Source organism: Caminibacter profundus, from assembly GCF_054657155.1.
In genome coordinates, this window is record NZ_BAAHXC010000001.1 from 20,748 (window position 1) to 41,881 (window position 21,134).

At 29.7% G+C, this 21,134-nt stretch carries 23 protein-coding genes; 13 read left to right on the forward strand and 10 right to left on the reverse strand.

Features of this window, described 5'->3' with window-relative positions; genetic code table 11:
• Positions 1–12: 12 nt before the first annotated feature.
• From folK to ACYQ1U_RS00180, 12 genes are all read left to right on the forward strand, one after another.
• Positions 13–495: a 2-amino-4-hydroxy-6-hydroxymethyldihydropteridine diphosphokinase gene (gene folK, locus ACYQ1U_RS00125; protein WP_459883116.1), complete on the forward strand. Its 483-nt coding sequence runs from the start codon at positions 13–15 to the stop codon at positions 493–495.
• Complete coding sequence (gene flhF / locus ACYQ1U_RS00130; protein WP_459883119.1) at positions 485–1,684, forward strand: flagellar biosynthesis GTPase FlhF; 1,200 nt, start codon at positions 485–487, stop codon at positions 1,682–1,684. Before folK ends, flhF begins: the two co-directional genes overlap by 11 nt.
• Complete coding sequence (locus tag ACYQ1U_RS00135; protein WP_459883121.1) at positions 1,681–2,547, forward strand: P-loop NTPase; 867 nt, start codon at positions 1,681–1,683, stop codon at positions 2,545–2,547. Before flhF ends, ACYQ1U_RS00135 begins: the two co-directional genes overlap by 4 nt.
• A gap of 11 nt (positions 2,548–2,558) precedes the next feature.
• Positions 2,559–2,897, forward strand: a complete 339-nt coding sequence (locus ACYQ1U_RS00140) for a hypothetical protein (protein ID WP_459883122.1) — start codon at positions 2,559–2,561, stop codon at positions 2,895–2,897.
• Complete coding sequence (locus ACYQ1U_RS00145) at positions 2,894–3,577, forward strand: RNA polymerase sigma factor FliA (RefSeq protein ID WP_459883124.1); 684 nt, start codon at positions 2,894–2,896, stop codon at positions 3,575–3,577. Before ACYQ1U_RS00140 ends, ACYQ1U_RS00145 begins: the two co-directional genes overlap by 4 nt.
• Positions 3,570–4,649: a flagellar motor switch protein FliM gene (fliM, locus tag ACYQ1U_RS00150; protein WP_459883125.1), complete on the forward strand. Its 1,080-nt coding sequence runs from the start codon at positions 3,570–3,572 to the stop codon at positions 4,647–4,649. Before ACYQ1U_RS00145 ends, fliM begins: the two co-directional genes overlap by 8 nt.
• Complete coding sequence (gene fliY / locus ACYQ1U_RS00155; RefSeq protein ID WP_459883127.1) at positions 4,642–5,460, forward strand: flagellar motor switch protein FliY; 819 nt, start codon at positions 4,642–4,644, stop codon at positions 5,458–5,460. Before fliM ends, fliY begins: the two co-directional genes overlap by 8 nt.
• A 52-nt stretch (positions 5,461–5,512) precedes the next feature.
• Positions 5,513–6,778, forward strand: coding sequence for a (Fe-S)-binding protein (locus ACYQ1U_RS00160; protein ID WP_459883128.1), 1,266 nt, complete (start codon positions 5,513–5,515; stop codon positions 6,776–6,778).
• Positions 6,774–7,583, forward strand: coding sequence for a prolipoprotein diacylglyceryl transferase (lgt, locus tag ACYQ1U_RS00165; RefSeq protein WP_459886328.1), 810 nt, complete (start codon positions 6,774–6,776; stop codon positions 7,581–7,583). The genes ACYQ1U_RS00160 and lgt overlap by 5 nt, the downstream gene beginning before the upstream one ends.
• A complete protein-coding gene (gene hemG / locus ACYQ1U_RS00170) occupies positions 7,571–8,803 on the forward strand; it encodes a protoporphyrinogen oxidase (RefSeq protein WP_459883130.1) in 1,233 nt (410 codons plus the stop codon). Before lgt ends, hemG begins: the two co-directional genes overlap by 13 nt.
• A 115-nt stretch (positions 8,804–8,918) precedes the next feature.
• Complete coding sequence (locus ACYQ1U_RS00175; RefSeq protein ID WP_459883132.1) at positions 8,919–9,611, forward strand: cytochrome c biogenesis CcdA family protein; 693 nt, start codon at positions 8,919–8,921, stop codon at positions 9,609–9,611.
• Between the two features lie 65 nt (positions 9,612–9,676).
• Complete coding sequence (locus ACYQ1U_RS00180) at positions 9,677–9,913, forward strand: c-type cytochrome (protein ID WP_459883134.1); 237 nt, start codon at positions 9,677–9,679, stop codon at positions 9,911–9,913.
• 204 nt (positions 9,914–10,117) lie between these two features.
• On the opposite strand, the gene ACYQ1U_RS00185 is transcribed toward ACYQ1U_RS00180, so the two are convergent.
• The 10 genes from ACYQ1U_RS00185 to napA all read right to left on the reverse strand — a co-directional run bounded on the left by ACYQ1U_RS00185 (position 10,118) and on the right by napA (position 20,195).
• Positions 10,118–10,687 (reverse strand): IS630 family transposase, encoded by a 570-nt coding sequence (locus ACYQ1U_RS00185; protein WP_459886331.1) that lies wholly within the window; start codon positions 10,685–10,687, stop codon positions 10,118–10,120.
• Positions 10,683–11,117 (reverse strand): helix-turn-helix domain-containing protein, encoded by a 435-nt coding sequence (locus ACYQ1U_RS00190; RefSeq protein ID WP_459883135.1) that lies wholly within the window; start codon positions 11,115–11,117, stop codon positions 10,683–10,685. Before ACYQ1U_RS00190 ends, ACYQ1U_RS00185 begins: the two co-directional genes overlap by 5 nt.
• 323 nt (positions 11,118–11,440) lie before the next feature.
• Entirely contained in the window at positions 11,441–12,973 is a 1,533-nt protein-coding gene (locus tag ACYQ1U_RS00195) for a multiheme c-type cytochrome (protein ID WP_459883137.1), read from the reverse strand.
• A gap of 476 nt (positions 12,974–13,449) precedes the next feature.
• On the reverse strand, positions 13,450–13,794 hold the full coding sequence (locus tag ACYQ1U_RS00200; RefSeq protein ID WP_459883139.1) for a chaperone NapD: 345 nt from the start codon (positions 13,792–13,794) through the stop codon (positions 13,450–13,452).
• 10 nt (positions 13,795–13,804) lie between these two features.
• A complete protein-coding gene (locus ACYQ1U_RS00205) occupies positions 13,805–14,752 on the reverse strand; it encodes a WD40 repeat domain-containing protein (protein WP_459883141.1) in 948 nt (315 codons plus the stop codon).
• Between the two features lie 9 nt (positions 14,753–14,761).
• On the reverse strand, positions 14,762–15,238 hold the full coding sequence (locus ACYQ1U_RS00210; protein WP_459883143.1) for a 4Fe-4S binding protein: 477 nt from the start codon (positions 15,236–15,238) through the stop codon (positions 14,762–14,764).
• On the reverse strand, positions 15,235–15,726 hold the full coding sequence (locus tag ACYQ1U_RS00215; protein WP_459883144.1) for a nitrate reductase cytochrome c-type subunit: 492 nt from the start codon (positions 15,724–15,726) through the stop codon (positions 15,235–15,237). The genes ACYQ1U_RS00210 and ACYQ1U_RS00215 overlap by 4 nt, the downstream gene beginning before the upstream one ends.
• Positions 15,704–16,552, reverse strand: coding sequence for a quinol dehydrogenase ferredoxin subunit NapH (napH, locus tag ACYQ1U_RS00220; protein ID WP_459883146.1), 849 nt, complete (start codon positions 16,550–16,552; stop codon positions 15,704–15,706). Before napH ends, ACYQ1U_RS00215 begins: the two co-directional genes overlap by 23 nt.
• Complete coding sequence (gene napG, locus ACYQ1U_RS00225) at positions 16,540–17,361, reverse strand: ferredoxin-type protein NapG (protein WP_459883147.1); 822 nt, start codon at positions 17,359–17,361, stop codon at positions 16,540–16,542. Before napG ends, napH begins: the two co-directional genes overlap by 13 nt.
• Before the next feature lie 8 nt (positions 17,362–17,369).
• Positions 17,370–20,195, reverse strand: a complete 2,826-nt coding sequence (gene napA, locus ACYQ1U_RS00230; RefSeq protein WP_459883148.1) for a nitrate reductase catalytic subunit NapA — start codon at positions 20,193–20,195, stop codon at positions 17,370–17,372.
• Between the two features lie 192 nt (positions 20,196–20,387).
• On the opposite strand from napA, the gene modA reads away from it, so the two are divergent.
• Positions 20,388–21,110, forward strand: a complete 723-nt coding sequence (gene modA, locus ACYQ1U_RS00235; protein WP_459883149.1) for a molybdate ABC transporter substrate-binding protein — start codon at positions 20,388–20,390, stop codon at positions 21,108–21,110.
• The last annotated feature ends 24 nt before the right edge of the window (positions 21,111–21,134 follow it).

A 21,134-nucleotide genomic window follows, 5' to 3' on the forward strand; every position in this document is an offset into this window, starting at 1 on the left:
TGAAAGTGAAAAATGAATAGTAAAAATGAAAAGAAAATTATCATAACAACTTTTTTTCCAGCAAAAATCAAAAAATCAAATAAAAAAAACAAAGCCTTAATTGGGGTTGGATGTAATCTAGGGAATTGTATTAGAAGATTTAAAAAACTTTATCTTTATTTTTTATCTCATCCAAAAATTGATGTTATTCAGACCTCAATTATATATAAAAATCCTCCATTTGGATATTTAAAACAGCCTTGGTTTTATAATACTATTATGGTAATAAGTACAAATTTATCTCCAAATGAACTTTTGAAATTATTACAGCATGCAGAAAAAAAATTTGGAAGAATTAGAAGTTTTAAAAATGCTCCAAGGACTTTAGATTTGGATATAATTTTGTATAATAATATAAAAGTTAATACAAAAAAATTAAAAATACCTCATCCATTTTTTAAGACAAGAGACTCAGTGCTTGTACCTTTGGTGTTAAAGGATAGAATTGAAACTTAAGACTTATACTGCACCAACTTTTTCGGAGGCATTAAACAAAATAAAAGCAGAACTTGGTGATGATGCTGTTATAGTCTCTAGTAAAGAGGTTAAAAGGAAGACTTTAACTTCGCCTGGGCTTTATGAGATAGTAGTAGCTATTGAGGAAACTTCTAATGCTAGTAAAGAAAGAAATGTAGATGATGTTATGCTTAAACTCTCAAATGTTGCTAAAGAAATTAATAAGACAGTAAATGATGGGATTAGAGAAAATAAAAATAATTTAAAACCTCCTAAAGATGATGAGATTAAACTTTTAAAAGAAGAATTTTCAAAGCTTGCAGATACTTTAAAATTTCTTCAAGCTGCTGTTTGGGATATTGCTCATAAAGAAGATTTAGATTTGCCTCCTGAGTTTAGTGAAATTTATGCTCTCTCTCGTGCTAGTGGAATGCATTATAAACATCTTGATGAGATTATGAAACTTACTATTAAATATATGCCAATTAAGATGAGAAAAAATCGAGAAACGATAAAAAGATATTTTCATACACTTCTTAAGAAAATGATTCTAATTAGAATGGAAAGAGAAATAAAATCTCCTCATAAAAAAATTATGATGTTTGTTGGACCAACTGGAGTTGGTAAAACTACTACTATTGCAAAACTTGCTGCAAGATATGCTTATAAATTATCTAGGAGGCATAAGGTTGGAATAATTACTCTTGATACGTATAGAATAGGTGCAGTAGAACAGTTAATGACTTATGCAAAAATGATGAAACTACCAATAGAAACGGTAGTAGACCCGAATGATTTTGAGGAAGCTTTGAATACTTTAAGACATAATGACTATATTTTAATAGATACTGTAGGTAGTTCACAACACGACAAAGAAAAAATAGAAAAAATAAACTCATTTTTAAAAGTTGATTCATTTGCTGAAATTAATGTAAATTTAGTACTCTCAGCTGTTACAAAATATGAAGATTTAATTGATATTTATAAAAACTTTTCTATTTTGCCAATAGATACATTTATTTTTACGAAACTTGACGAAACAAGAAGTTATGGAAATATTTTTTCATTGCTTCTTGATACTAAAAAACCAATAAGTTATTTTTCAATAGGACAAGAAGTACCTGATGATTTAATTGTTGCAGACTCAGATTATATATTAAAAGGTATTCTTAATAAGGAGCTTAGTTGAAAACTCAAGCTGATAAACTAAAAGAATTATTAAAAGAAGAAAAAGGTAATAAAAAATTAAAAACTAGAGTAATTGCAATTACTAGTGGAAAAGGAGGGGTTGGGAAAACCACTCTTACAGCAAACTTAGGATATGCTCTTCATTCACTTGGATTTAAGGTAGCTCTTTTTGATGCAGATATTGGGCTTGCTAATTTAGATGTAATGCTTAGAGTATCACCTAAAAAAAATATATTAAACGTACTTAAAAATGAGTGTGAATTAAAAGATATAGCAGTTGAAATTGAAAAGGGATTTGTACTGATTCCAGGTGATAGTGGAGATGAAATTATAAATTTTGCAGATGAAATTGTTTTAAATAATTTTTTAGCACAACTAGATTTTTTTGAAGACTTTGACTTTTTTTTAATTGATACTAGTGCTGGTATTGATAAAAGAGTTCAACTTTTTTTAGATGCTGCTGATGATATTATAGTAGTAACAGTTCCAGAACCAGCTGCAATAACAGATGCATATGCTATGATTAAAGTTATAAGTGAAAAAAGAGATATAGCGTATATGATATTAAATGAGGTAAGTTCTGAGAAAGAGGCAAATAATATATTTAGTAAAATTTTAAAAGTTGCAAAACAAAATTTGAGAGAAAATTTTCGGCTTTTAATGCTTGGATTTATAAAAAAGGACAAATATATTTTTACTGCTTCTACAAAAAGAGAGTTATTTACAAAAGTTTTTCCAAATTTACAAGTCTCTGAACAAGTTTTTTCGATTGCCAAGAAAATAGCTAAAATTTCGGAACGAAAAGTGCTTGATAAAGATAAAGGGTTAGCAGGGTTTTTTAGAAAAATATTTTCTGGCTTTTAAAAAGGGAGGAGATGAGAGGAGAAAACTTTATCTATTTTGGAGCTTCAAGCGGGTTTTTTATAGGGATTGCGTTTTCAATTTTGAAGGATTTTGAAATTAGTAATTTTTTATTTGCTACAATTGCTATAACACTTCTTTTTTATTTAATAGCTCTTGGAAGTGTAGCTTTTTATATGAAATATATTGATGTTAAAAAAATAGTTTTTTTTAATAAAATAGAAATTGATAATATTTTAGATATGCAAATTAAAGAATTAGAAAAAAAAGAAGATTTTATTCTTAAAAGTTATGAATTTATAAAACAAATTGAAGAAGAGGAATTAGAAATTCTAAGAAAGAATAAAAAATGAGCTCAAAAAATCCTTATAATGAGACAATAAAAGCTTATAGAGATACTCTTGCTATTGATTATATGCCAGCTGTAAAAGCAATGGCTGCTAAACTTAAAGAAAGACTTCCAAGTTCAGTTGATTTTAATGATTTAGTTTCTATTGGATTTGAAGAGCTTGTAAAACTTTCACATAGATATGATGCTTCAAAAAATGATAATTTCTGGGGATATGCTCAAAAAAGAATATATGGTTCTATGCTGGATTTTCTAAGAAATCTTGATACTGTGAGCAGAGGGGATAGGAAGATTATAAAAGAGATAGATAAGGTTATTGACAGATTTATGGCTCATCATGGTTATGAGCCAAGTGATGAAGAGATTGCTAGTATTTTGGATTTGGATATAGAAAAGGTTAGGAAAGCTAGGAACGCAAGTGATATTTATTCAGTTATGCCAATAGAAGATCAATTGAACTATTTTGAAGATGTTTCTAAGAAAGTTGAAGAAGAAGAATTAATTGAAATTATTAAAAAAATTTTAAATGAACTTAGCGAAAAAGAACAATTAATCATTCAACTGTATTATTTTGAAGAGTTATCATTAAAAGAAATTAGTGAGATATTAGGAGTTACTGAAAGCAGAGTTTCTCAGATCCACAAAAAAGTACTTAGAAAAATAAGGGAAAAACTAAATGGCTGAAATTTTATCTCAAGAAGAAATTGACGCACTTCTTGAAGTTGTTGAAGAAGAAGATATTGCTCCTGATGAGCTTGATAAAATTCCTGATATTCTTGAACAGCGTCAAGTAACATTATATGATTTTAAACGCCCAAATAGGGTAAGTAAAGAACAATTAAGAAGTATTCGAGCAATTCATGATAAAATGGCAAGAAGCTTAGCTAGTGATATTTCTTCTCTTATGAGAAGTATAGTTGAAATTCATTTACACTCAGTTGATCAGATGACGTATGGCGAATTTCTTATGAGTCTTCCATCTCCAACATCTTTTAATGTTTTTTCCCTAAAACCTCTTGATGGAAAAGGTGTAGTTGAACTAAACCCAAGTATTGTTTTTCCAATGATAGATAGACTTCTTGGTGGTCCTGGTCTTCCTTTTGAAAATACTAGAGAATTTACAGATATTGAACTAAACTTACTTGATCAAGTTTTAAGAGTAATAACTCAGAATATGAGAGAAGTTTGGGCACCTATTATGGATATGTATCCTGTTATTGAAGCAAAAGAAAGTAGCCCTAATGTTGTTCAAATTGTAGCTCAAAATGAAATTGTTGTAATGGTTGTTATGGAAATTGTAATAGGTCAAACTAGTGGTATGATGAATATTTGTTATCCTGTTATTACAATTGAGAGTTTACTTCCAAGGCTTGCTAGTAGAGATTTAATGCTTAGTGAAACTAGTAGTAGAAAATCAAGGAATAAAGAATTAAGAGCACTTCTTAGAGGAGCAAAAGTAGAAATTGAAGCAGTACTTGGATATGCAGAACTTGATATGAAAGAGATTTTGGAACTAAGTGAAGGGGATATTATAAAACTTAATCGTCCAGCTGATGATACAGTTGTAGTAAAGGTTGATGGAAGAGAAAAATTTATAGCAGATTTTGGTGTTAGAAGATATAGAAGAGCTCTTCGAATAAGAGAAATTCTAAGAACAGAACATGATGAAGTTAAGGAAATTTTAGAAAAACTAGAAGAAAAAAGAAAACATAAATTAGAACAAATAACTAGTGATACAGGAGAGAGTGGTGAATGAATTTTTTGATATTTTAGTCAATGAAATAAAGTCAGTAATTGAAGGTCTAACTGGTATTGCACCTGAAGTTGGTATAAAAGAATCGATTGAAAAAATACCTGAAATTAATCCTCCTTTTGTAAAGGTAACAGCTAGTGTTTCACCAAAAGGCGAAGTTGCTTTTATTATTTATCCTGAAGTTGCAACTGCAGTTGCTGATATGATGCTAGGAGGAGAAGGAGTTGCAAAAACGGAAGTTGATGAAGATGATTTAGATGCTACAAAAGAAATTGTTTCAAATATTTTAGGCTCACTTTCTTCTACTCTTGAGGCTCAAAATGATATTATAGATTTACATTTTGATATAAAAGATGCTACTTTTTTAGAAACTAATGAAAATTTTTCGAGTTATATTCATGCATTAGTACTTGATTGTAAAATAAAAGATATAGAAAAAAATTGTTATTTTTTAATGGATAAAGAGTTTGTATCTAATTTTAAAGATGAAGAAGAAGTTACTTCAAATAATAGTAACAATAAAGAAAAAAAAGAACTTAGTGAAGAAGTTAAACAGCTTGAAATGTTAATGGATGTTAAATTACAATTAAGAGTTCGTATAGGTAAAAAAACAATGCTTTTAAAAGATGTAATATCAATGGATATTGGAAGTATTGTGGAATTAGACCAACTTGCAAATGAACCTCTTGATATTTTAATAGAAGATAAAAAAATAGGCGAAGGTGAAGTTGTAATTGTTGATGGAAACTTTGGTATTCAAATTACATCAATAGGAAGTAAAGCTGATAGATTAAATTCAATGAGAGAAAGTTAGTGGATTGACAATAAACTTAATATTTGATAAATTGCACTAAAAAAGGCTAGATGTGTTTAAGTTTAGTGAAGTTAGTGATTTATGTATAAAATGTGGTAAATGTATTCCTGGATGTACTATACACAGGGTAAATCCTGATGAAGCCACAAGTCCTAGGGGTTTTTTAGATATTTTAAAAGGTGTGGAAGAAGGATACATCCCTATTGATAAAACATTTAAAGATACAGTTGAGAGTTGTTTTTTATGTAATCAATGTGTAGAAGTGTGTCCAAACTCACTTCCAACTGATTTTATGATAGAAAATGCAAGAAAGAAAGTAGCTGAAAAGTATGGTATTGCATGGTGGAAGAAGGCTTTTTTCTTTTTACTTAGACACAGATGGGCATATGATTTAGTAAGTAAACTTGGTTTTTATTTTCAAACATGTAGTTTTAAAATAGAAGAAGAAAAAAAATCAATTAGAAGTAGATTTAATTTACCTTTACTTCATAAAGGAAGATTATTACCTGCTTTTAGACAAAAAACATTTCTTAAAAAATATCCAGAAAACATAAAGGCAAGCGGTAAAAGAAAAATCGCTATTTTTATAGGTTGTCTTGCTAATTACAATTATACTGAAGTTGGTGATGCTTTAGTTAAAATCCTAAAATTTTTAGATATTGATATTTTTATTCCAAAAAAACAGGCTTGTTGTGGAGCACCTGCATATTTTACAGGAGACTTTGATACAACTGAGTATTTGATTAAAAAAAATATAGAATATTTTGAAAGTTTTATTGATGAGGTAGAAGCTATATTAATTCCAGAAGCGACTTGTACAGCAATGATGAAGAAAGACTATGAAGAGTATATAAGACATTATATGGATGAAGAGTGGTTAAAGAGATATAAAAGAATTCAAAATAAAATTTTTGGAACTACAGAGTGGCTTTATAAATATACTGACCTTAAAGATAGATTAAAAAATATTGACAAATATACTAAGGTTACTTATCATGATGCATGTCATTTTGGAAAGGTATTTAATATAAGAAAAGAGCCAAGATCTCTTATTTCAAAAGTAGCTGAAATTAGAGAAATGGAAGACCCAGATGTTTGTTGTGGATTTGGTGGTATAACTATTCAAAGTGAAAAGTTTCATTTAGCACAAAAAGAAGGTTTTATTAAAGCAGAGATGATAAAAAAAGTAGATGCTGAAATTGTAAGTGCAGAATGTAGTGCTTGTAGAATGCAAATAACAGAACATCTTGATAAAGTAGGGGATAATAAACTATTTAAACATCCGTTAGAGATTATTGCCGAGGCGATTGATGATTGAGTACTGGCAACATATTTATGAACATTTTAATCCAGTAGCTTTCTCTCTTTTTGGCTTTCAAGTTCACTGGTATGCTTTAATGTATATTATTGCTCTTGTTTTAGGGTATTTTTTAGCTGTTAAATTTGGGGAAAAGTTAGGGTTTGATAGAAAAGTAATTGATGAATATTTTGTTTGGGCTGAGATTGGTATAATACTTGGGGCAAGGATAGGGTATTTTATCTTTTATGTGCCTGATAATAGCTATTATCTTCTTCATCCTTGGGAAATGTTTAATCCTTTTGTAGATGGAAAACTTGTTGGAATTCGTGGAATGAGCTATCATGGTGCAGTAATTGGATTTATTATAGCTACGCTTTTATTTTGTAAAATTAAAAAGATTGATTTATGGAAACTGGTGGATGTAGTGGCTCTTTCAGTACCTCTTGCTTATACATTTGGAAGAATTGGAAATTTTTTAAATCAAGAATTATATGGAAGAGTGACCGATGTCCCTTGGGGAATATATGTTGATGGAGTTTTAAGACATCCGTCTCAACTTTATGAAGCATTTTTTGAGGGAATTGTAATATTTCTAATTATTTATTTATTTTATAAAAAATTTTATAAATGTAAAGGTGAACTTATTGGACTATATTTAATTCTTTATGGATTTTTTAGAAGCTTGTGTGAACAGTGGAGAGAGCCAGATCCTCAGCTAGGATTTATTATAGATCATTTGACAATGGGGCAAATTTTAAGCAGTATTATGATAATTGGAGGAATTTTAATCTTTTTTATTAGGAGGAAACTATGCAAAAACTAGCAGTAGTAGGAGGGGGAATTAGTGGACTAGCACTAGCATATTATTTACAAAATGATTATGATGTAACTGTATTTGAAAAAGATAAATGGGGAGGAAAGGCTTATACTCAAAAAGTAAATAGTTATCTTTTAGAAGAGGGAGTTAATGGTTTTTTGAGTAATTCTCCAAAGACTTTAGAACTATGTGAAGAGATAGGTATTAAGCCTATAAAAGCAAATGAAAATAGCAAAATTAGATATATTTATGATGAAAAACTTATAAAAATTCCAACTAAGTCCATTGATTTTTTAAAAAGTGATATTTTAAGTTTAAGAGGAAAGCTTAGAGTTGCAATGGAGTTTTTTGTGGAGCCAATTTGTGATAGGGAAGAGAGTGTTGAAGAGTTTGCGACCAGAAGACTTGGTAAAGAGTTTACAAGAAGAATGATGGTACCAATGCTTGCTGGTATTTATGCTTCTACTCCTGAAAAAACTTCAATGAATGCTGCTTTTCCTAAACTTAAAAAGATAGAGTGTGAGTATGGAAGTTTATTTAAAGCAATGTTTAAATTAAAAAGAGGTGGTCAGCCAAGTGGTGAGCTTCATTCATTTGAATGGGGTATGAGTGAGTTTATAGAAAAATTAAAAGAAAAAACAAATGCTAAATTTATAAAAAAAGAGATAGAGGATATTGATGAATTAAAAGATTTTGATAAAGTAGTAATTACTACTCCTACTTTCGAAGCAGCTAAGATTTTAAAAAAGTATGAAAAATTGTCTTCTCTTCTTAAAAAAATAGAATACAATCCTGTGGCAATTGTTGGATTTGATTATGAGGAGGTTGAGCCTATAAGTTTTGGAATATTAACAGTAAAAGAAAAAAGCCTTGGAATTTTAATGGATAAGTATATTTTCCCAAATAGAAATGGAATTCGTGTAATGCTTGGAGGTGCAAGGTATCCTGAGATTAAGGATTTAAGTGAAAAAGAAATTATTGAAATTGTAAAAAGAGATGTAGAAAAAATAACTGGCGCAAAAAATCCTAAATTTACTTGGATTAAGATGCATAAATATGCAATTCCAAATTATTCATTAGGACATCAGAAATTAGTTGAAGAGATTTTTGAAGAAGCAAAAAAAGCAAATGTAATACTTAGTGGCAATGCTTATAAAGGGGTTAGTTTTAATGATTGTATAAAAAATTCATACGAATTAGCACAGGAATTAAAAAATGAAAGTTAATATTGACACTGACTAAATAAGGATATAGGATTTAGGGTTTATAAAAAACTAAACTCTAAAAATACACAAATAACCAATTAACAAATATACCAATTACTACTTAAAAAGGAATTAAATGTTTGAGGATTTGAGTTATTCACTGTTTGACTATTTTGATAAAATGCCTTTTATTGTTAGCTACATTGCAGGACTATTAAGTTTTCTATCTCCTTGTGTTTTACCTCTTGTGCCAATTTATTTTTTTTATATTACAGGAATTAGTGCAAAAGAACTTCAAGAAAAAAAACTTACAAAAACTGAAAAGTTTAAAATATTTTTAAATTCTATTGCTTTTATAGCTGGATTTGCCATTGTATTTATATTGATAGGAGCTATTACAGCCAATTTAATAGGAAATATTTTTGCTAATAAATGGTTTAGTGTAATTGCTGGAATAATAATTGTATTGTTTGGAATTCATTTAGGAGGATTTTATAGATTTAATTTTTTACAATTTGAAAAAAGGCTTCATCTTCAAAATACAGGAGCATTTTTACTTGGGTTTTCATTTGCTTTTGGATGGACACCTTGTATTGGCCCTATTTTTGGAACTATTGTAGGAATGGCTGCTACTGAACCTGCAAAAAGTATTCTTATGATGGTATTATATACATTAGGTCTTGCAACCCCATTTGTTTTAATGGCACTTTTTACTGTTTGGAGTTTAAACTTAATAGAAAGATTAAAAAAATATATTGGCATAATTGAAAAAATAAGCGGATTACTGTTAATTGTTATTGGTTTGTATATGATTTATAAAGTTTTTTAAAAAATTGCAATTAATAAAAATTATTGATATAATATTTGTCAAATTTTTGTAAAAAAGGAGTAAGTATGAAGAAAATTTTAGCTTTAGGTGTAATAGCAGCAGCTGCATTTGCTTATACTGATTGTGCAATGTGTCATAATGGTGGTATGGCTGAAAAACTTGATAAACTTACACCAGAAGAAATTGTTGCAAAAATGAAAGAGTACAAAAAGGGTAATGGAAATCCTATGATGGTAAATATTGCAAAATCAATGAGTGATAAAGAAATTGAAGAATCAGCTAAAAAATACGGGAAAAAATAATTTCCCTTTTTTTATTTTTTAAAATATTTACTAATATACAATTGATACGAATAATTTAATTTAATTAAACTTCTAGTGTAAACTTCAGTCAGTTTTATAATTAACGTGAGTTCGATCTAATAAAATGGTAAAATACCTCCCAAAAAGGAGGCAAAAATGTATCAATGGGAAGATATTATACCAATTCTCATATATTCATAGCCTTTATAATATATTTATAAGAAACCAAAGATTTGATTTGCTCACTTGTATATGAAAGTAAAATTTCTTCGACTTTTTTTCTAATTCTTCTATTGTTTTAAATATTATATTTTTTAAAAATTTCTTTATATCTTCAAATCTTCTCTCTTGTGGATTTAACTCTGGCGAATATGGAGGAAGATATTCAATTTTTATATTTTTTGGAATATCAAGTTTTTTAGATTTATGAAAATTCGCATTATCCATTATTAAAACTATATTATCATTTCTAAATTTTTCACTTAAGTTTTTTAAATATTCATTAAAACAAATACTATCTAAATGTGACATATACATTGAAAAATCTTCTTCACTTTTTATATCTGTTGCTTGATATAAATAAAAATATTCATATTTCTGTTGATATGATATTATTGGCTTTATTCCTTTTGCTGTCCATTTCCTTCCTACATCTGTTATCAACCCAAATCTACTCTCATCATAAAACTTTATTCTTGCATTTGGATTATTCTCTACTATTTCTTTAATTCTTCTCTCTTTAAACTCTTTTACTTTATTCTCATCTTTATTAATATTTGAAGGTCTGCCCTTTTTTTTTAATACCTAATTTCTTGCACCAATAACTTATTGTTTTTATTGATAATTCTTTGTTATATTCCTTCTTTATCCATTCTTGCATTGATTTTAGACTATCAAACCCTTCTTTTGCTTTTTCTTTGAATTTCTCAAACTCTTCTTTATTTAATCTTGGTATTCTCCCTTTATAATTAAGTTTTAAATTCTCTATTCCTCCTCTTCTGTATAATCCCCAATATTTCTTTACTGATTGTATGCTTATATCCAACTTCTCACTTACATCTTTTAATTGAATATTTGGGGTTTTCTTTAATAGATAAATAACTTTTATTCTTTTGTAAATTCTCTCATCTTTCTCTTTTCTTAACAACTCCTCCAACTCTTCTACACTCTCTTTTATTAATTCTTTATATTTTACTACTCTCATAAAGTTATTATATATAAGTTCTTAGGTATTTTGGAATTGGTATTATAAGTAAAATTTATTATTGGTTATACTAATTCTAATATAGTTATAGTTTTTAAATAGAAGTATATGCTTTAATTGGTTGTATTTGATTAACTAAATTTTATTATACTGAAGTGTCTAAACATCTTGGAATTGGTATAACTATCCGCTATCAATCATCAATTACAAAGTAGTTAAGTTAAAAAGGATATATTTAAGGTTTGTATTAAAGAATGGTGTAAAGTGTTAAGTGTCAGTCACATCTATGTTAAAGCAAAAAAAAGCCCAAAAGGGCAGAAAAATTATTCGTGAGTAACAACTGGCATTGGAACTTCGTTTTCAAGTACTTTTTTAGGATCTCCGTATTTTTTAAGCATTTTCATTCTGTAATCATAAATATCTTTCATTTCTCTAATATCTTGCATTACTTGGAATACCCCATGCCAATGTGCATAATCTGGGCTACCCATAGCAGCAGCATGTCTCATTCTTCTACCTTCATGATGCCATAGGTAGTAGTATAATTTGAAGAATGGATCGCTCCATACATCAGATTTCATTAGACCTTTTGCTTTTAGGTCTTTTAGCATTTTTGTAGCATAGTTAAAGTATTGATTGTAAACTTTTACATGAGCATCAACTCTTTGGAAGTAGTTGTTAGTAAATGTAGCTTGGTGACATGCCATACATACTTTTTTCATATCAGCTCTAGCTGCTTCTGGTCCGTTAGGATTACCAGATTTCATATTTCCTCTTAGAACAGTTTTAGAGTTTACTTTTCCTCCACCATTCCAGAATGCCCAACCTGCAGTTTCATATCCACCAGTTTTTAGGAAACTGCTAGGTGCAGTTAAGTTCCATTTAAGTCTAAGTGAAACGTTGTGAGTTGCTTGAAGGCCATTGATTCCACTCATATGACATGTAAAACATGTAGCAGCTCTTAAAGTTTTTCCAGGAATTTGTTCACCTGTTTCAAAATTATAGTCTTCATGGTTAGTTTCAAAAATATGTCCATGAACTGAAGATTCAAATACTTCTTTATCTGGATGGTCAGGACCTAAGTGACAGTTTGTACAAGCTGCTGGTTGTCTTGCTTCTGCTGCAGAGAATTTGTGTCTGCTGTGACAGCTTAGACAGTTACTTACACCACCATCTGGATATAATGCACCGATACCATCAGTTGGCCAAGTAGCTGCATCTGGTCTACCTTGATTATCTAATTTAACAATAGCACCGTGGCATTGAACACAGATGTTAGCTACAGATAGATCAGATACTCTAGGATTTTTTTCATTTGCTCTTACAAGTGGTAAATCTTTTCTAATACCTTTCATTAATTTTTCACCACTCATACCGAAACTTGGATTATTTCCTTTTAGTGTTTCGTAGTGGTAAGCTAGTTTAGTCATTAAATAACCATGTTTGCTTCCATTAACAGCTAGCCATTGAGCAGCACCTCTTGAATGTCCTGAGTTTAGATACTCTTTAACTTCTTTTGCGTGACATTTTGCACAAGTTACAGATGATACAGCAATTTGAACTGTCCAGTTAGCTCCTTGCATTGGGTGAGCTTTGAATGCAGTTGGATAATCTTTTGGAACAACGTGACATTCAACACATCCAACACCTGCTTTTGCGTGTTTTGAATGTTGCCAGTCTGCAACAATTCCTGGGTCAGTAGTTTTGTGACACATTAAACATTGGTCGTTACTTACACCTTGTGGATGGAAGTTTTTAAGTTTTTGGTAATTTGGGTTTGCATCTAAGCTGTTTGCTGCAAATGCTAAGCTACTAACTGCAGCAACGCTTAATCCTGCTGTTAGAATTTTTTTCATTTTTACTCCTTTTTGAGACATATTCTCTTTGGTATTGTATTAAAATAGAGTGTCTAAAAAGTGCCTTAGAGTTTAATTTTTAGTAAAAAATATATAATACCAGTTGACAATGGAAAATGATGAAAAGTATTGAAATAATGGGAGTTTTAGCCATTTTTAAATTAACTAATACCAATTCTAATATAGTCATAGTTTTTAAATAGAAGTATATGCTTTAATTGATTGTATTTGATTAACTAAATTTTATTATACTAAAGTGTCTAAACATCTTGGAATTGGTATAATTGTGAATTGGTATTATATGGTTTTAATATTTAAATTTTATGAGTACAATAATGTCAAAACTTGTATTCCAAAATATTAATATGCACTATATAGTAGTATGATTATTTTTATTAGGCGTAGCAATAAAAAGTTTGATTTAGATTTATATAAATAAAGTTTTTATTTTTTAGTGGAGATAAAAAAGGCGAAGTTTAATATTTTCCTTTTAGAGAGCCAAAGTACTGGATTTCTTCAGCTTTTTTATCTGTATTTAACTCTTCTATAGTTTTATTTAAGTTAATTTCTTCTTTCATTTTATCTAGTTCTTCTTCACAATAACTCATATGCATATCTGCACTAATTATAAAAGGCATCTGTTCTATTTGATTTAATTTTTTAATTTCTTCTTCTACATTCTCACCTTCTATTGTGATAATGATAATTCCTTTTTCTTTGGCTCCAAAATGTACTTCGCATAGAGGAGATTCTTTAAGATTTAACCAAACTACATCATAATTTTCAGGTTTAGTTCTTACTATTATGCTTGAAATATTCATATTACTCCTTTTATTTTAATTTCCATATAATGATTTCAGCAGGTGAAAAACTGATTATTTCATTTTCGTTTAAATAATGCATGCCATTTAATGCCATTGAGTGCCCATGTAATTTAAAAAGAGCTTTTTTATAAATAGAATATACAATAATATTATTTGCTTCATCATATTGAATAGAAAAAGTATCAAGTCTTGGTGATAAAGCTACTGCATAAGGCAAAAATTTTACTTTTAGTGTTGCTTTTGTATTTCCATCCTCTGTATAAATAGCAACTCTCATATCACTACTACTATTAATAATATAATTCTTTTTGAAATCTATACTTAAAGTTTTATCTTTATTAAAGCCTTTTATTTTTTTTAATTTATTACCAGTTTTTATATCTATAATTTTAACTGAGCCACTTTCATCACCAATTGCTGCTTTAGATTTAGTTTCATTTAAACTAAATGTAGAAAAAACATAATTTCCTGCTTGTGTTATATAAAGCCATTTTTTTGATGAAATATCATATAAAGCCACTTCATCGCTTAAAAATCCAAAGAAAACTTGTTTTTTATTTATAAATCTTGCTTTCATTAAAGTTTTTTTAGTGCTAAAAACTTTTGTTAATTTTTTTGAGTTTAAGTCAAATAAAAAAAATTCTCTTGAGGCCTCTTCTCCTTCTGCTAAAATTAATAGTGTTTTATTATCAGGAGAAATATCAAGAGAATAGATTGGCATAGCTATCATTTCACCCATAAAATCGTGAATTTTAGGTAAACTAAACTCATAAACATTTTTTAAAGTTTTAAAATCTTTAATAACTATTTTTCCATTTTCTAAACCTGCAATAAGGTACTTTTTGTTGAAGGTAATTTTTGAAATATAGTATTCATATTTTATTTTTTTATATGGAGATAAATTTGTAATAGCGAAAGCAAAAGACACTATTAGTAAAAATATTATTTTTTTCAATTTTTTCTCCTATATAGGTTTTATTTCAATTGCACCGACAGGGCATACACTAATACAAAATCCACACCCTGTGCATTTTTTTAAATCTATTACAGGATTAAATAATCCATTATATATTATAGCAGATTCTTCACATATATCCTGACAGGAAAAGCAGATTGTTTGGTTCCATGCGATACACTTTGAAGGATTTATAATCATTTCACAGTTTATTTTTTCTTTTTTATGCTTTGTATCTAATACATTTTGTTTGCAAGCTATTGCACATTCATTACAAAAAGTACATCCATTTATTCCAAATTTTATTATTGGTTTTTCTTCTTCGATATGAATTATCTTTTCATCGCATGCAACTAAACAATCTTTAGTTTTACATTCTATACACTTTAAAAAGTTCTCTTTTTTTTCATAGTATGGAGGAAAAATGAAAGATTTAAAAGGAGAAGAAATTCTCCTAAAAAGAGTTCTTTTTGATTTATCTATCATTTGTTTTTTAAACTTTCAAATTTATTTTCTATTACAGGGTCAAGTTTTGCTTGAGGTGTATGACAAGTTGTACAAAAATATCTGCTTCCTGCAACTTTTCTTATTTTTTTATCACCTCTAAAGTTATCTACGAAATGATCTTCTGGCATAGGAGTAACACCCAATGCTTTTGCAGTTTGAGGCATATGACAATTTAAACACATATTTTTTCCTACTTTAATAGGAACCATACCTGCTACACTATGAGGAATCATAGGAGGTGCATCAGGAAATGATTTTTCAAAAGATTTTACTTTTCCAGGAATAGGTGCTTGTGAATGATATTCTATTACTGGTAGATTTTCACTTCCAGCATTTAAATCACTTTTTCTAACTCCGGTAATTTCAACAGGTTGACTTGAAACTTTATTTGTATCATTTTTTGTTGATGTACATCCACTAAATAAAATTAATGCTAGAGAAGCACTAATTAGAGCTATTTTTTTCATTTTTATCTCCTTTTTGTTTGATTATGTATCTTAGAGAAAATTTTAGTGCATTATCGTTGCATACTTCAATGCATCTTCCACAATTTGTACACTCAATTCCTGAAATAAAATCGCTTTTTTTATTGATAACTGGTGCTAAAACTTGATTTTCTGGACAAATTTCTAAACAATTTCCACAGTTTGTACAGTTATTTTTGTTGTGATAAACTCTTATGATACTTTTTGAGCCAATTAAACTATATGTTGCCCCTAAAGGACAAATATGCCCACACCAGCCATTTTTTAAAACAAATGCATCAAATAAGAAAATTATTAAAAGCCAAACCCAACCAAACCCTAAACCAAATGCTACTCCTCTTGTAAATATACCAATAGGACTTATAAATTCAAACGCAGCTGCTCCTATAAGAGCAGAGATGATTAATAATATAATCATAAAAGCATATCTAAATTTTTTAATTTTTTGTGTACTTACTAAATTATCTTTTTCGTGGTGAGTTTTTCTTCTAACCCAAGCAGCTAGGTCTGTTATTAAATTTACAGGACATACCCAACTACAGTATGCTCTTCCACCAATAATTCCATATATTATTAGCACGATTAATATACCAATAATTAAATCAATACTTACTAATGCACCAGCAAATGCCATTTGCAATACTGCATACGGGTCTGATAAAGGTATAGTATCAAAAAGTTTAGAAAAACTGAGATTTCCTACTAAAACTTTCCATCCCCAGTAATGTGCTGCAAAATATAAAAATAAAATAGTAAATTGTGTAATACGTCTTAGGATGAGATATTTGTTTTTAATTATTGATCCCATTGAATGCCTTCATTTAAAGAGTCAATTGCACTTTTTTGGCTTCTACCTGTTTTTGTAGTAGTTTTAGTACTTGCTTCTTTAACTCTTTCTTGGTCTCTCTCATCCCATCCTTTAACGTATCTATCACCAGCTTTTCCTAAAACAACATCTCTTGGGAATATTTTTATTGCTGCAATTTCTGTAACACATGCCATTTCGCACATACCACATCCAGTGCAAGCTTCTTCATGGACTACAGGAATTCTGTAAGCATGTTTGCCTGTTCTTTCATTTTTTTTCCATTCAATTGTTATAGCTTTATCCATTTCAGGACAAGCTCTATAGCAAGCTGTACATTGAAGCCCCCAAAAAGCTATACAACTACTTGGATCAATTACGGCAACACCCATTTTTGCATTATCAATTGCAACTTCGCCTTTTTCATTTTTACATTTTTCAGGCGTTAGTGCACCTGTAGGACATGCATACATACAAGGAATGTCATCACACATAAAACAAGGACCGCTTCTTGCAATAAAATAAGGTGTTCCAATAGGAACATTGTCTCCAGGTGCGCCAAGTTTTAGTGTAACTATTTCTTTTCCATCAATTATTACTTTGTTGTCTCTATTTTTACATGCTTCAACACATATCCCACATCTTATACAAGTTTTTAAAAAATCTTCTTCATCTAATGCACCAGGTGGGCGAAGTGTTAATGGTTTGTTTTTATTTTCTTCAACAAATCCAGCAACAATGCTTCCAGCCGCAGTTGCTGCGGCTGTTGCTTGAATTAATGATGTAAGAAATGAACGTCTTTTGTAATCCATTAAATTCCTTACACTTTATATATTTTAACTGCAGCTTTTTTAAAGTCTGTTTCTTTACTCATAGGACAAGTCGCATCAAGACATACTTTATTGATTAATACTTTTTCATCGAACCATGGAACAAATACAAGACCTCTTGGTGGTTTGTTTCTTCCTCTAGTTTCTACTCTAGCTTTTACTTTACCTCTTCTACTTTCAATTACTACTAAATCAAAGCGTTTTACACCTAACTCTTTTGCATCTTTAGGATTCATATAACAAAGTGCTTCTGGCATTGCACGATATAGTTCAGGAACTCTCATAGTCATAGTTCCACTATGCCAATGTTCAAGTACCCTTCCTGTACATAGCCAGAAATTGTATCCTTTTGTATCATATTTTGGATCTTCTGGGTGTACCATATATGGTCTCCAGAAAATTTTTGCTTTATTTTTAAGATTGATTTTACCTTTACTTGCAATTGGCCCTTGAAGATCTCCTCTTTTGATTGTTTTAAGTAGAGGTCCATAGAATGCAAATTTTTCACCAGGTTTTGCATATTTTCTTGCATAAGGGTCATATTCAGCATTAAATCTCCATTTAGTCTCTTTTCCATTAACTACTGGCCATCTTAGTCCTCTTACTTTATGGTAAGTATCAAAATCTGCTAAGTCGTGACCATGACCAATACCAAATTTTCTATACTCTTCCCACAGAGCTTTTTGTACAAAGAAACCATATCCTTTAAATGGTTTACCATCACTTCCTATTATTTCTCTTTCATCACCAGCTGCTTCAGTGTTTTTATGTAGTTTTCCAGTTTGTGGATTTTTTGCTATTTCGTCAGGCCATGGGAAATTTTTATGATATTCAGGTCTATTGTAAAGTACATCAAATAGAGTCATTTCAGGATCATATCCAAGAGCTTTTGCTTTATCAAGTACATTTGGAAGTACTGTTCCATCAGGTAGTTTATGCTCTTTCCATACTTCTTTTAATTTGAATCTTTTTGCAAATTCCATTATAGTCCATAAATCTGGCATTGCTTCACCTGGAGGTGTAACTTGTTGTTTCCAATGTTGAGTTCTTCTTTCTGCATTACCATAAGCTCCCCATTTTTCATAAATCATAGCTACTGGTAAAATTAAATCAGCTACTCTTGCTGATACTCCAGGATATGCTTCACTTACTACAATAAAGTTATCCATAGTTCTTGCTGCTTTTATCCAATGGTTTGCGTTTGCTGTATTTTGCCATGGGTTATTTACTTGTACCCATACCCATTTAATTTTACCATCTTCAATATCTCTCATAATTTTTAAGAAATGGCTACCAACTTTTGGATTTAGAGTTCCCTCTGGAAGTTTCCATAATTTTTCAGTAATTTTTCTATGTTTTGGATTTGCTACAAGCATATCTGCTGGTAATCTGTGTGCAAAAGTACCAACTTCTCTTGCAGTACCACATGCACTTGGTTGTCCTGTTAGAGAAAATGCACCACTACCTGGAGTAGATTGTTTACCAAGAAGTAAGTGTACCATATAAATTTGTTCGTTTACCCAACTACCTCTTACGTGTTGGTTGAATCCCATTGTCCAGAAACTTACTATTTTTCTGTTTGGATCACAGTATAAATCAGCTAGTTTAACTAGTTTTCTTTTGAATGTTTCAATATCTTCGTCTGGATCACCTTTTGCAATTTGTGCTACATAATCAAGTGTATATGGTTCTAATCCTTTTTTAAAATCTTCAAAGCTAATTTCCCAATGCCAGAATGGTGCTTTACCTTTTGCATGTTTCATTACCATTTCATCGCCAGCTTTCCATTTTCCAATTGGGCTAAGAGCTACTGCTTCTTCTTCAGTTACTACTTTTGCTACTTGTTTTGCAACTGTATCTTTTTCTTTTTCAGTTACGTGAGGAGAATTTGGATTTCTCATACCATATCCAGTATCTGCATGTCCAGTTGCAAAAATTGTATGTTTTTTAACAAAATCCCAATTTACTACATTTCTTTTAACAATTTCTCTAGCTATATAATTTAAAATTGCAAGGTCTGTATTTGGTCTAAAAATAATTTCCATATCTGCTAGGTTCGAACATCTATTTCTATAAGTTGAAAGGTTTACTATGTAGTATTTATCTGGGTTATTTAGTTTTGCATCACTAACTCTACTCCAAAGAATTGGATGCATTTCAGCCATATTTGCACCCCAAGTAACTACTGTATCAGTGATTTCTATATCATCATAACATCCAGCAGGCTCATCTATACCAAATGTTTGATAAAATCCTACAACTGCACTTGCCATACAATGTCTTGCATTTGGGTCGATGTTATTACTTCTCCAACCACCTTTTACAAGTTTAACAGCTGCATATCCTTCTTGAATTGTATATTGACCTGAACCAAATACAGCTACTCCTGTTGGCCCTAATTCATTATAATATTTTTTAAATTGTTTTTCCATTTCATCAAATGCTCTTTTCCAACTAACTGGTCTAAATTTACCATTTTTATCAAATTCACCTTTGTCATTCATTCTAAGAAGAGGTTGTGTAAGTCTATCTGCCCCATACATTATTTTTGCATTAAAATATCCTTTAATACAATTAATACCTCTATTTACTGGGTTTTCAGGGTCACCTTTTACAGCAACAATTTTATCATCTTTAACTGCTACCATTATACCGCATCCAGTACCACAGAAGCGACATACGGCTTTATCCCATTGCCATCCTTCTTCTGAATTGTTAGCTGCTGCTTTTGCTTCTTCTGGAATAGCTATACCAGCTGCGCTTGCTGCAGCAACTGCTGCTGTTGTTTTTAGAAATTCTCTTCTGTCCATTGACATAAGCTCTCCTTTTGAGGAATATTACATTTTCTTATTTTTAACGTAATAATGATACAACTTTTATATGGTTTTTAAGTAAAGTTTTTGTAAAATTTATTATCAAAGGCACTTTAATGGCACTTTTTAATTTACTTTTAATATATGTTTTTTTTAGGTAAAATTTTTGTTAAATTTTCATTTAAAGGGTTTAAAATGATTAGAAAAGTTTTAATTTTAGGTGTTTTTTTAAAACTTCTAATTGCAAGTGATGTTTTTGTAGCTAGTGCTGCTAATGTGAGTTATGCAATGCCAAAGATTGTAAAAGAGTTTAAAAAAGAAAATCCTGGTATTAATGTAAAGGTTGTTTTGGCTAGTAGTGGGAAACTTACAGCCCAAATTATGCATGGAGCACCGTATGACGTTTTTTTATCCGCAAATATGAAATATCCAAATACTTTGTATAAAAAAGGATTTGGTAAATTAGCTCCTAAGGTTTATGCAAAAGGTGCTATAGTATTTTTTAGTACAAAAATAAAAAATCCAAATTTTAACTCGTTAATTAAAGCAAGAGAGATTGTAATAGCAAACCCTAGTTTAGCTCCTTATGGAAAAGCAGCTGTTGAGGCTTTTAAAGCAAAAGGTGTTTTTAAAAAAATAAAAGATAAGCTTGTATATGCTGAATCAGTAACTGCGGTTATTCCTTATACCATTCATTCAGCTGATATAGGAGTTGTTGCGAAATCTTCTCTTTATTCTCCAAAAATTAAAAATATAGGTAAATTCTACTCAAGTGATATTAATGAGAAGTTATATACGCCAATAAATCAAGGTATAATTTTACTTTCTAATAAAAAAGAGGCAAGAAAATTTTATGATTTTATGTTATCTAATAAAGCAAAAAAAATTTTAAAAGAGTATGGATATAATACAAATTGAGAACTAATGATTAGTCTCAAATGT